This window comes from Aquitalea denitrificans (genome assembly GCF_009856625.1).
GTDB lineage: Bacteria > Pseudomonadota > Gammaproteobacteria > Burkholderiales > Chromobacteriaceae > Aquitalea > Aquitalea denitrificans.
Genome location: NZ_CP047241.1, coordinates 3,893,830 through 3,905,022 on the forward strand (window position 1 = coordinate 3,893,830; position 11,193 = coordinate 3,905,022).

The following is an 11,193-nucleotide window of genomic DNA, read 5'->3' on the forward strand; positions in this document are numbered from 1 at the left end:
CGGTTATTCTGTTTTTTAAAGAGCGGTGCAGGTCGCTGCGTTTCGTTTCCGTCGCTGCGTTGTCTGCTGAGGAGGCGAACTATACCGCCACACCCACCCCTCGTCAACACTTTGTGCGAAGAAATATGCAATATTTCCGAGATCGATATTCAAGTCATTGTTTTTAAATGAAACCCTCTACCGTAGTAGATTGCTGCTGGCCACTCTGGTGTGACACAAACGAAATATCACCATGATAATGAGCAGCCAATTTCTGCCACTCAGCCACCGAATGACCTCACCTACCTGGATTTTTGACCTCGACGACACACTGCATAACGCCAGCCTGGGTATATTTGCCCAGATCAGCCGCATGATGAACCTGTACATGGAGCATCACTTGCAGATGACTGAAGCAGAAGCACGCCATCTGCGCACACTGTACTGGCATCGCTACGGGGCAACGCTGCAAGGATTGGTCCGCCATCATGGCGTGGATGCGCATCATTTCCTGCAGGAAACCCATCAGCTTGATCAGTTATATGATTGGCTGGAGTGGGAGCCAAAGCTGACAGCAACCCTGCAGCACTTGCCTGGCCGCAAATTCGTACTTTCGAATGGGCCCCAGCACTATATAGAGGGCCTATTGGATCGAATGCGCATTCGGCCCCTTATTGCTGCTTGCTACGGTATGGAGCGCATGCGGTTTCATCCCAAGCCGGACCGTCGAGGCTTCCGGGCAATGCTACAAGCAGAAAGACTTGATCCTTCACTCTGCATCATGGTGGAAGATTCACTCCCCAATCTGCATGCCGCCAAGTCTCTGGGCATGCGCACTGTGTGGATTAGCAAACAGTGCCGCAAACCGGCATTTGTCGACATGCGGATAAGTCGACTAAACCAGCTACTGCACCGTGCCTGGTAGGAGCGCATTGCCACGCAGAAATTACCAACGCCCTTCATAGAAGAAACGGCGATAGCGTTCTACCCAACTTGCAATCTCGTAGCCATTTTCATCTAGCCATTGTGGCTGGTAATAGCTATTCAGATAGCGATTGCCATCGTCGCAGATCAAGGTAACGACTGAGCCGTGACGACCATTCTTTACCATATCGCTAACCAGCTCGCAGACACCGTACAGATTGGTACCCGTTGAGCCACCGCACTTACGCCCCATCACTTCTTCCAAGAAATGGATGGCTGCATAGCTGGCCACATTGGGAACGCGGATGACCTTGTCGATGACCGTGGGAATGAAGGACGGTTCGACCCGGGGGCGACCTATGCCCTCCACCCCGGAGCCGCCTTCGCAGCGGCAATCGGTTTTTCCGCTGTAATAACTGTCGTAGAACACCGAATTTTCCGGATCCACCACGCAGATCTGGGTGGCCAGCTTCTGATAACGCGTATAGCGACCAAAGGTGGCTGAAGTCCCACCCGTACCGGCACCGCAGACAATCCACTCGGGAACCGGATTTGGCTCCAGTTCCATCTGCTTGAAGATGGTGTCGGCGATATTGTTATTGCCGCGCCAGTCGGTAGCTCGTTCGGCATAGGTGAACTGATCCATGTAATGGCCATTCAACTCTTGTGCCAGACGACGTGACTCTTCGTAGATGGTGGCCGGGTCGTCAACCAGATGGCAGCGACCGCCATAAAACTCGATGGAGCGGATTTTTTCAGCAGATGTGCCACGCGGCATTACCGCAATGAAAGGCAGGCCCAGCAAACGGGCAAAGTAAGCCTCGGATACTGCGGTACTGCCGCTGGAAGCCTCGATAATGGTGGTGTTGTAACGAATCCAGCCATTACACAAGCCATATAGAAATAGTGAACGTGCCAGGCGGTGCTTGAGACTACCGGTGGGATGTGTGGACTCGTCCTTGAAATACAACTGGATTTGCGGCAGCGCCGGAATCTGCAGCGGTATCAGATGCGTGTCGCTGGAGCGGTTGAAATCCGCTTCGATCTTGCGGATGGCGGTGCTAGCCCAATTGCCCATTTTTATCTCCTTAATGCATAAATTTAGAATACATTATTCTATTGCACGGAAATAAAAAAAGCGCCTCCGGCAGGAGGCGCTTTCTTGCGGCAAAACAAGTTGCTTAGAACTTGGTACCGATACCCAGACCAACCACCAGCGGATCGATCTTCAGGGTGCCAACGGAAGCACCAGTGGATTGAGTGGTTACGTCGGTCTTCATCCAGATCTTTTTCACGTCAACGTTGACGAAGAAGCTCTTGCTGATCGGGAAGTCGGCACCGATTTGCAGGGCCGGACCGTAGCTGTTCTTCTTCACGTTCAGATCAGTACCAGCTGCGGAAAGCCCATTGTTATAGAAACGGGTGTAGTTGATACCGGCACCAACATAGGGACGGAATACGGTGCTGTCCGGGGAGAAGTGATACTGCAGGGTAACAGTCGGCGGCAGGGCAGATACTTTCCCCAGAGAAACATCGCCCAAAGTGCTGGAATGAGCAGTAACGCTGTGACGGCTGGTACCCAAGATCAGTTCAGCACCGATGTTGTTGGTGATCATGTAGGTGAAGTCCAGTTCCGGCACGGTATCATCATTGGCATCTACACCGGTCAGATTCAACGCAGAACCGACAGTACCGTTACTCCAAGAGGAGGACGGGTTCACATTGATCACGCGGAAACGCGCGATGATGTCGCCTTGGGCGGCGAAGGCACTAGCGGAAATCAGACCGATGGCCGCAGCCAGAGCAAGCTTTTTCATTTTGTATTCTCCAAGAGTGTAGGCAAGTTCACGGTCTTGGGCCACTACCGTAATTGACTTTCTAATAGGCCGGCAGTAGCTTGCGACGTTCAAGCGGAGGTTAACCAAACCTCCCGGTCAAAACTTTGCTTAAGATCATGAAACAGTCATGAAATATGCCGACCTGCGGGACTTTGTTGCTCAATTGGAACAGCAAGGTGAATTGAAAAGAATCGATGTACCGGTGTCTCCTTATCTGGAAATGACCGAGATCGGCGACCGGGTGCTGAAGGCTGCTGGCCCGGCTCTGCTGTTCACGCACCCCCGGCAAGATACCCAGTCATACAGCATGCCGGTACTGGCCAATCTGTTTGGCACACCCAAGCGGGTAGCCATGGGAATGGGGGCCAGCGATGTTATGCAACTGCGGGAAATCGGCAAGACGCTCGCCTATCTGAAAGAGCCGGAACCGCCCAAGGGCTTGCGTGAAGCCTGGGACAAGCTGCCCTTGCTCAAGCAGGTGTTGTCCATGGCACCCAAGGTGGTCAGCAAGGCGCCATGTCAGCAGATTGTGTGGGAGGGTGACGAGGTGGACTTGTCGCGCCTGCCCATCCAGCATTGCTGGCCGGGCGATGTGGCGCCGCTGATTACCTGGGGCCTGACGGTAACCCGCGGCCCAAACAAGAAACGACAGAACCTGGGCATCTACCGCCAGCAGGTCATCGGCAAAAACCGCGTCATCATGCGCTGGTTGGCGCATCGTGGCGGCGCGCTGGATTATCGTGAATTCCGCCAGCAGAACCCGGACCAGCCCTATCCGGTGGCCGTGGTGCTGGGCTGCGATCCGGCGACCATTCTGGGCGCAGTCACTCCGGTGCCGGATACCTTGTCCGAATACCAGTTTGCCGGCTTGCTGCGCGGCAGCCGTACCGAGCTGGTGAAATGCATCGGCTCTGACCTGCAAGTGCCGGCACGGGCCGAGATTGTTCTGGAAGGCCATATCCATCCCGATGACATGGCACTGGAAGGCCCGTATGGCGACCATACCGGCTATTACAACGAGCAGGATCACTTCCCGGTATTCACCATCGACCGCATCACCATGCGTGAGAATCCGATCTATCACAGTACCTATACCGGCAAACCACCGGACGAGCCTGCGGTGCTGGGCGTGGCACTGAACGAAGTATTTGTACCCATTCTGCAAAAGCAGTTTCCGGAGATCGTCGACTTCTATCTGCCGCCGGAAGGCTGCAGTTATCGCATGGCGGTAATCAGTATCAAGAAGCAATATCCTGGCCACGCCAAGCGGGTGATGATGGGTTGCTGGAGCTTCCTGCGCCAGTTCATGTACACCAAGTTCATCATCGTGGTGGACGATGACGTGGACTGCCGCGACTGGAAGGAAGTGATGTGGGCCATTACCACCCGCATGGATCCGGTACGCGATACCACTCTGATCGAGCATACCCCGATTGATTATCTCGACTTTGCCAGCCCGGTTTCCGGTCTGGGCGGCAAGATGGGGCTGGATGCCACCAACAAGATGCCGGGCGAAACCAATCGCGAATGGGGTGTCCCCATCGTAATGGATGATGCCGTCAAGACCAGGGTGGATGCCCTGTGGGCGCAACTCGGACTGTAAGTGACCTTGCCGGGCCGGCTATTTTCCTGCCGGCCGGCAATGCCTGTTATCATCGCGGCGTCAATTCGTATCTGGAGCATTCATGTCTGATCTGCACAACCCCAATTCCACCCAGCGCCTGAAGCGCCTGAACCATCGCCAACGCAAGAAAATGCGCGTGGGTGAATACCGCGAGCTTGGCTTCCACTTGATTGCCACCGTTGCAGCCGATGTCAATACCGACAGCCTGCTGGATGACTGGCTGAACTGCATTGATGAAGCAGCCATCAGCTTTGGCGGCCATTTCGATGGCAAGAGCCGCCTGGAAGGCGTGGTATTCCCGGTGGGCGAAGTAGCCATTACCGAAGAAATCCGCGCCAAACTGGTAGCCTGGCTGCAAGCACGCAGTGAAGTTTCCGATGTTGAAGCGGGTGATCTGATCGATTTGTGGCACTCGGTGTAATTTCGCTGCCACCCTATAGAAAAGAACCGGCTTAAAGGCCGGTTTTTTTCATTGCAGCGCACTTTTATCGCTGGCTCAGGACAGCTTGCGAAATACCCGGTAACCGACATATAACCAGGTCTCTCTGGCGAGAAATTTTATCTTGTTACTCCAGCTGACATAACGACTGGACTGGGTAGGTGCCGGTGCAGCGGCCAAGCCCAGATCATGCGCCATCAACACCGCACGGCGCATGTGCAGCGGGTCGCTGACCAGCAAAAAAGAATGTATCCCGAAAGGACCTGCCAGCTTGCCGGCATTTTCCAGGTTCTGCCATGTAGTACGGGATTCGTTTTCCACCAGCATGGCCGTCATCGGTACACCCTGGCGCAAGGCGAACTCGCGCCCGACATCAGCCTCGGTTGGATAGCCCGGTTCTGGCGTGCCACCGGTAAATACGATCCAGCGCACCCGCCCTTGCTTGTAGAGGGTAACCGCATGGTTGATGCGTTCGCGCAGCACCGGTGAGGGTTTGCTACCCCAGGCAGCGGCACCCAGTACCAGCGCGGCATCGGCAGGCGTGCTGGCCGGCTCGTCTGCATAATGCACAATGGTCCAGGCCATGTAGCCAAAGCCGAGCAATACCATCAGCACGGCCAGCAGGAAACCTTTGAGCATCAGACGCAGATAAAGCATGAAGCAATGGCCAATGGCAGCAGGAAGAGGAAAGACCCGATTGTAACCCTGTTGACGGACAGATGGCAGCCACTGACGGTTCACCCTGCTGGCATGACTGGTAGTCGGTCGAGCAAGAAATCGGCAGCTAGATTACTTTTCCAGATCCCAGATTGCCGCCTGCAGTGACTCCATGCGCTGACTGAGTGCCTGCTGTGCATCTTCCAGCGCCTGGTTATAAATCTGCCGGCCAATCTGCGCCGCCACAAAGTCGAGCAGGAACTGGGCGTCGAATGCGCCCACCTCCACCTGCAATTCACGGGACAGGTATTGCTGCACGGCAGGTGCCAGTTGTTGCAATTGTGGCTGGCTGAGCATGGACTGAGTGGGCATGGCAGGGCTTTCGCGCGAATTGAGCCCGGCATTGTGCCTTGTCGCCAGCGTGCTGCAAAGCCGCTTTCGGCGACTAACGCAACAGGGCGCGCCCGATATCCACCAGCCCCTGCAGCAGGTGCTGGCCAGTGCGCTGCTGCAATTTTTGTCCGGTCTGGTACAGCAGGCATGGGTCGTGAGGGGGCAAGGGCAACTGGCGGCACAGCACCAACTGGGTCTGCGCATTGCCATGCAGCAAGGTAATGGCATCGGCCCCGGCGCGCCGGCTCAGCCGGCTCAGCTTGTCCGGTATGGCCGCCTGGCTGCACAGCACATGGCCGGAGTGAAAGACGGCCGAACGCAGTACTTCCTGTTGGCTGCGGCCATGCTCGGCAAGGCAGCTCAGCCAGCGCGGGCTGTTTTCCAGCCACCAGATCAGTGCCTGTATCATGATCAAGCTCCATTGTGCATTGCACAATAAGCTTATACATCCAGTCCCTGACTGGCACAAGCAATAAAAAAATGGCCGGGTAAGCTACCCGGCCAACACAGGAAAGTCGGTACCGGACAAGTACCGACAGCAGAACACGGTTATGACAGCCAGCGTGGCTGTGTCAAAGCTTCGGGCAGCAGGGCTTCGTCCAGCTGGGCACGCTGCATCAGCCCGCGCTCCAGCACGATATCGTAGACACTGCCGCCCGTGGCATGTGCCTCCGCTGCCACAGCAGTGGCGGCGGCGTAGCCGATGATGGGGTTGAGTGCGGTCACCAGACCGATGGAATTGAGTACGTCGCTACGCAACTTGGCTTCATTGGCTGTGATGCCTTTGACGCAATGCTCGGTCAGCGTGCTGCAGGCGTTGGCCAGATGACGCACGCTGCGGAACATGCTGTAGGCAATCACTGGTTCGAAGGCATTGAGCTGCAGCTGGCCGCCCTCGGCAGCCATGGTGATGGTCATGTCGTTGCCGATCACCTCGAAAGCTACCTGGTTAACCACTTCCGGAATCACCGGATTGACCTTGCCCGGCATGATGGATGAGCCAGCCTGACGGGCCGGCAGATTGATGTCGCCAATGCCGGCGCGCGGACCGGATGACAGTAGTCGCAGATCGTTGCAGGTTTTGGACAGTTTGACTGCCACGCGTTTGAGCACGCCGGACAGCTGCACGAATGCACCACAATCCTGGGTGGCTTCGATCAGGTTGGGTGCCGTCATCAGCTTGAGGCCGGTCAGTTCCGAAAGGTGTAGACACACCAGCCGTGCATAGTCCGGGTGAGCGGTAATGCCGGTGCCGATGGCGGTGGCACCCAGATTGATTTCCAGCATCAGGGCGCGGGCCTCGCTCAGGCGCTGTTCGTCCTCGCCCAGCATCACCGCATAGGTCTGGAATTCCTGACCCAGCGTCATCGGCACGGCATCCTGCAACTGGGTACGGCCCATCTTCAGTACGTTCTTGAATTCTTCTGCCTTGGCCGCAAATGCCTCCCGCAACACGAACATGGTGCGCTGCAGGCGCAGCACGCCCCAGTAGGTGGCCAGGCGCAAGGCGGTAGGGTACACGTCGTTGGTGCTCTGCCCCATGTTGACGTGTTCATTGGGATGCAGCTTGTCGTACTCGCCCTTGGCGTGGCCGAGGATTTCCAGTGCACGGTTGGCGATGACTTCGTTGGCATTCATATTGGTGGACGTACCAGCACCACCCTGAATCACATCCACCACGAACTGGTCGTGCAACTTGCCATCCACCAGCTCGTCGCAAGCATCGACAATAGCCTGGGCACGCACATCATCCAAGAGACCAAGATCACGGTTAGCCTGGGCAGCCGCTTTCTTGATCTGCGCCAGGGCGATGATCAGGTCGCCATAGCTGGAGATGGTTTGGCCGGTGATGGGAAAGTTCTCCACTGCCCGCAGGGTGTGGACACCCCAGTATGCCGCAGCCGGGACGGCGCGATCGCCAAGCAGGTCGTGTTCGATACGGGTGGACATGCAGCAAGCCTTTGTCAGTAGTCCCCGCCCATGCGGAGTGATGGGGGCAGACTGTAGGCCGGCAGGAGGTGGCTTGGCTAATTCCGATTCGCAATCACATCATGCAAATTTTGCATAACCATGAAAGTACCTGGTTTTCTGAACACAGGGATGACGCTAGCCTGGCTGTCCAAGCGGCACTGGCATGCAGGATGAGCCAGTTGAAACCGTGGGGACTGGCCTGGATATCAGCTCATCGATTGCGGCAGCATCCGCAGCACTGCCGCCAACCACGCCTGGACTCAGAATGGAGAATGCAGGTAGCTCAGATCCCCCGCCTTGAGTAGGTGATACTGCCCCTTCTGATAGCGCAACACCGTGATACTGCTATTGGGAATATCCACTCCCTTGGCCTGCCCTGCTACCAGCAGGTCCAGAATGGTAAGAATGGCACCACCATGGCTGACAACCAATACTTTGCCACCGCCAGTCGCCAAGGCCTTGCTTACTACATCTTGCATGCCGGCACGCAGCCGCGACTCGATCTGCGGATAGGTTTCCGCCCAGCCGCGCGGGTCTGCGTCATGAATAGCCTGCGCAATGGCCCGGTCACTCATCTTGCTTGTGAACGCGCCCCAGTTTCCCCACTGCGGATCAAAGATCATCCCCTGCTGACGGAATAAAGGCGTCCACATCTCCACATCTGGTCTGCCTTCAAAGCTGCCGTAACTCCATTCCCGAAAGCGCTCATCCTCCTGCACCGGCAGCATGCCCTGCTTTCCCTGCGCCAGCACTATCCTGGCCGTGGCGCGCGCGCGCCCCAGATCGCTGCTATAGACGGCGATGAAGTGGGCAGCGGCCAAGCCCCTGCCAGCCTCTTCAGCCCCCTTGATACCCTCTACCGTTAACGGAGTATCAGACCAGCCCTGCACCTGACTGGTGGTATTGAACATGGTTTTACCATGACGCAATAAATACACATCCACCACCGGGCTGTCGGCCGCAACTGCCAGCTGGCCAGTATGCATGACCAGACAACACACCATCCATTGCACAATTTTGCCGTACTTCATTACTACCCCCTCTGCCGTGGTGAACCTTAGCGAGAGGCCATGCTAGAAAATCGGCACGCAAGTAACAGCAGGCAATCGTCTACAATTTGCCAAGATTGCTCCGAATCTGACCTGCTTGCTACACCGGTTGTGTACTGGCGACCAGGTAATCCCAGAAAGCATCCAGTTCGGGACGGCTGCGTTTGTTGTCGCGATACAGGCGTACTTCCATGTCCACGCTCCAGCCTTGCGCTGCAGCCAATACCAGTTGTTTGGTACGCAGCTCGTTCTGTACCGAGCCGGTAGGTAGAAATGCCACGCCATGTCCTTCCAGCACCATGTTTTTCAGCCCCTCCGCCATATCCGTTTCATAACGCAGCGACAGGAAGGTGGGAGCAGGTGCGGCTTCAAGAATCAGGTCGGTCATCAGGCGGAAGTAGGCATTGCTGGCATAGCCGAGGAAAGGCAGCGGCTGCGCGGCGCTGCCGGGCAAGGCATGGCTAGGGCTGTGGTCAGGATTGCTGCGGACATAGGGACGCAATGTTTCCACCCCCAACCTGAGTCCGCTGTAGCGCGGATCGGTCAGTTCCACCGGTTGCTTCGGGTGGTGATAGCACATCAGCAAATCGCAGCCGCCCTCAACAAATGCCAGCAAGGCATCATGCACATTGCTGGCCTGCAAGCGGCAGGACAGCGGGCCAAAGCCCTGCTCCATCCGGGTGAGCCATTTGGGGAAGAATGAAAACGACAGGGTATGTGGTACGGCAAGGCTGAGGGTACCTGCCGGCAAGGGCTGCAAGCCGCGCAACTGGGCCCGGGTACTGTTGATCTGTGCCAGCATCTGCACCGCCTGCTCCCGCAGCAATTCGCCTGCCGCTGTCAGCTTGGTCGGATAAGTGGTGCGATCAATCAGGTCGGCACCAAACCAGCTTTCCAGCGATTTTATACGCCGTGAAAATGCCGGCTGAGTAAGGTGACGAACCTCGGCGGAACGGGTAAAACTACCGGTATCAGCCAGAACCAGAAAGTCCTCCAGCCAGCGGGTTTCCATTCTGATTAACTCCCAAGTCTGTTGCTGTTAATTATTCTTTAAATTCAGCCAACTATTCAGAGCATTCGCAGTCAATTTTGGCAGGATTTGATATTTTACAATGTTGCACCGCACATTGCCCCTACAATGCTGCAAACGAAAAACTTGTCCGACAATGAGAATCACACACACTATCTGGCGACGGGTCCTAGGCCTGTTGCCCGGCGAAATTGCCAGTGATGAAACCAGCTGGCTGATCAGTCCTCATCAACACATGCCCTTGCTGCAGCAACGCCGTGCGCTGATGCTGGTTAATCGCGTCCGGCTGTTTGCCCTGTTGTTTGCGGTGCTTACCCCGCTGTGGATCGTGGTAGACGTGCTTGCCCTGCCGGCGGGGTTGTGGGAAAGGCTGGCTACCCTGCGTCTGCTCTCCACCGTCGCCTTTGCCGCACTGGTGGTGTGGTATCCGCAGGATGGGCGGCTGAAGCCGGCCTATCAGGGCATGGCCATGCTGTTTGCCATCCCTACCCTGTTCTACATCGGCTCACACATGCTGATGACACAGTACCACCTGGAAGGCGTATCTGCCGCAGTGGGGACCGGCTATGCCTTCCTGCCTTTTGTGCTGCTGGCCGCCATTGCCATCTTCCCCCTTACCCTGCTGGAAAGCCTGGCCTTTGCCATGCCGGTGCTGCTGGCTTATGCACTGGCCTGGATATTGGACTGGTCGGTTGCCAGTTGGCCATCATTTGGTGGTGAATTCTGGTTGCTGTCGCTGCTGGCGGCGGTTTCATCGCTGGCCAGTATCAGCCAGCTGGCCTTTATCATCGCCCTGGTAGGACAGACCATTCGCGACCCGCTCACGGCAGCCTTTTCACGCCGCAGCGGTATCGAAATGCTGGAGCTGCAACTGGTGAATGCCGAAAGAAACCAGCTGCCACTGGCAATTGCCTTCATCGATCTGGATCACTTCAAGAGCATTAACGATGCCTTTGGTCATGCCGCTGGCGACAAGACTCTCAAGCAGCTGGTGCAGCAGATCCAGCTGAATATGCGGCGGGGAGACGTACTGGTGCGCTGGGGTGGAGAAGAGTTTCTGCTGCTGATGCCCAATACCGACCGGCTTCAGGGTGAGATTGCCTTGGAACGCCTGCGTAACAACGGTCTGGGCCAACGCCCGGACGGTACACCGCTGACCGCCAGCATCGGCCTGGCAGAGCGACTGGCCGACAAATGCAATGCGCGCCGCCAGTTGGTGGAGCTGGCCGATGCGCGCATGTATCAGGCCAAACAGCAAGGACGGAACCAGGTAATCAGCCGCTAGGCAG

Annotated in this window: 12 protein-coding genes; 4 read left to right on the top strand and 8 right to left on the bottom strand. The window is 56.6% G+C overall.

Annotated features, from left to right (window positions below):
- Positions 1-232: 232 nt before the first annotated feature.
- Positions 233-904: a pyrimidine 5'-nucleotidase gene (locus GSR16_RS17960; RefSeq protein WP_240902531.1), complete on the top strand. Its 672-nt coding sequence runs from the start codon at positions 233-235 to the stop codon at positions 902-904.
- A 21-nt stretch (positions 905-925) separates the two neighbouring features.
- On the opposite strand, the gene GSR16_RS17965 is transcribed toward GSR16_RS17960, so the two are convergent.
- Entirely contained in the window at positions 926-1,981 is a 1,056-nt protein-coding gene (locus GSR16_RS17965) for a PLP-dependent cysteine synthase family protein (RefSeq protein WP_159879802.1), read from the bottom strand.
- Between the two features lie 103 nt (positions 1,982-2,084).
- Positions 2,085-2,720 (bottom strand): OmpW/AlkL family protein, encoded by a 636-nt coding sequence (locus GSR16_RS17970; protein WP_159879804.1) that lies wholly within the window; start codon positions 2,718-2,720, stop codon positions 2,085-2,087.
- Positions 2,721-2,868: 148 nt separating this feature from the next.
- Here GSR16_RS17970 and ubiD point away from each other — a divergent pair, with 148 nt between their 5' ends.
- Entirely contained in the window at positions 2,869-4,344 is a 1,476-nt protein-coding gene (gene ubiD / locus GSR16_RS17975; protein WP_159879806.1) for a 4-hydroxy-3-polyprenylbenzoate decarboxylase, read from the top strand.
- Positions 4,345-4,426: 82 nt separating this feature from the next.
- Entirely contained in the window at positions 4,427-4,786 is a 360-nt protein-coding gene (locus GSR16_RS17980) for a 50S ribosome-binding protein YggL (RefSeq protein ID WP_159879808.1), read from the top strand.
- Between the two features lie 75 nt (positions 4,787-4,861).
- On the opposite strand, the gene GSR16_RS17985 is transcribed toward GSR16_RS17980, so the two are convergent.
- From GSR16_RS17985 to GSR16_RS18010, 6 genes are all read right to left on the bottom strand, one after another.
- On the bottom strand, positions 4,862-5,461 hold the full coding sequence (locus GSR16_RS17985) for a YdcF family protein (RefSeq protein WP_159879810.1): 600 nt from the start codon (positions 5,459-5,461) through the stop codon (positions 4,862-4,864).
- Between the two features lie 132 nt (positions 5,462-5,593).
- Positions 5,594-5,833 carry a DUF2164 domain-containing protein gene (locus GSR16_RS17990; RefSeq protein WP_205677459.1) on the bottom strand — a complete coding sequence of 80 codons (240 nt, stop codon included), beginning with the start codon at positions 5,831-5,833 and terminating at the stop codon, positions 5,594-5,596.
- A gap of 73 nt (positions 5,834-5,906) precedes the next feature.
- Entirely contained in the window at positions 5,907-6,263 is a 357-nt protein-coding gene (locus tag GSR16_RS17995; RefSeq protein WP_159879812.1) for a hypothetical protein, read from the bottom strand.
- Between the two features lie 140 nt (positions 6,264-6,403).
- On the bottom strand, positions 6,404-7,804 hold the full coding sequence (gene aspA, locus GSR16_RS18000; RefSeq protein ID WP_159879814.1) for an aspartate ammonia-lyase: 1,401 nt from the start codon (positions 7,802-7,804) through the stop codon (positions 6,404-6,406).
- A 281-nt stretch (positions 7,805-8,085) separates the two neighbouring features.
- Positions 8,086-8,856 (bottom strand): histidine phosphatase family protein, encoded by a 771-nt coding sequence (locus GSR16_RS18005; RefSeq protein WP_159879816.1) that lies wholly within the window; start codon positions 8,854-8,856, stop codon positions 8,086-8,088.
- A gap of 118 nt (positions 8,857-8,974) precedes the next feature.
- Positions 8,975-9,886, bottom strand: a complete 912-nt coding sequence (locus tag GSR16_RS18010; protein WP_159879818.1) for a LysR family transcriptional regulator — start codon at positions 9,884-9,886, stop codon at positions 8,975-8,977.
- Positions 9,887-10,040: 154 nt separating this feature from the next.
- Here GSR16_RS18010 and GSR16_RS18015 point away from each other — a divergent pair, with 154 nt between their 5' ends.
- Positions 10,041-11,189, top strand: a complete 1,149-nt coding sequence (locus GSR16_RS18015) for a GGDEF domain-containing protein (RefSeq protein WP_159879820.1) — start codon at positions 10,041-10,043, stop codon at positions 11,187-11,189.
- Positions 11,190-11,193: the final 4 nt, after the last annotated feature.

Excerpts from the sequence above, each read along its gene's own strand:
- GSR16_RS17980 (WP_159879808.1), top strand. The coding sequence starts at position 4,427 with ATGTCTGATCTGCACAACCCCAATTCCACCCAGCGCCTGAAGCGCCTG.
- GSR16_RS17960 (WP_240902531.1), top strand. The coding sequence starts at position 233 with ATGATAATGAGCAGCCAATTTCTGCCACTCAGCCACCGAATGACCTCA.
- GSR16_RS18005 (WP_159879816.1), bottom strand. The coding sequence starts at position 8,856 with ATGAAGTACGGCAAAATTGTGCAATGGATGGTGTGTTGTCTGGTCATG.
- GSR16_RS18015 (WP_159879820.1), top strand. The coding sequence starts at position 10,041 with ATGAGAATCACACACACTATCTGGCGACGGGTCCTAGGCCTGTTGCCC.
- aspA (WP_159879814.1), bottom strand. The coding sequence starts at position 7,804 with ATGTCCACCCGTATCGAACACGACCTGCTTGGCGATCGCGCCGTCCCG.
- ubiD (WP_159879806.1), top strand. The coding sequence starts at position 2,869 with ATGAAATATGCCGACCTGCGGGACTTTGTTGCTCAATTGGAACAGCAA.
- GSR16_RS17965 (WP_159879802.1), bottom strand. The coding sequence starts at position 1,981 with ATGGGCAATTGGGCTAGCACCGCCATCCGCAAGATCGAAGCGGATTTC.
- GSR16_RS17985 (WP_159879810.1), bottom strand. The coding sequence starts at position 5,461 with ATGCTTTATCTGCGTCTGATGCTCAAAGGTTTCCTGCTGGCCGTGCTG.
- GSR16_RS17995 (WP_159879812.1), bottom strand. The coding sequence starts at position 6,263 with ATGATACAGGCACTGATCTGGTGGCTGGAAAACAGCCCGCGCTGGCTG.
- GSR16_RS18010 (WP_159879818.1), bottom strand. The coding sequence starts at position 9,886 with ATGGAAACCCGCTGGCTGGAGGACTTTCTGGTTCTGGCTGATACCGGT.
- GSR16_RS17970 (WP_159879804.1), bottom strand. The coding sequence starts at position 2,720 with ATGAAAAAGCTTGCTCTGGCTGCGGCCATCGGTCTGATTTCCGCTAGT.
- GSR16_RS17990 (WP_205677459.1), bottom strand. The coding sequence starts at position 5,833 with ATGCCCACTCAGTCCATGCTCAGCCAGCCACAATTGCAACAACTGGCA.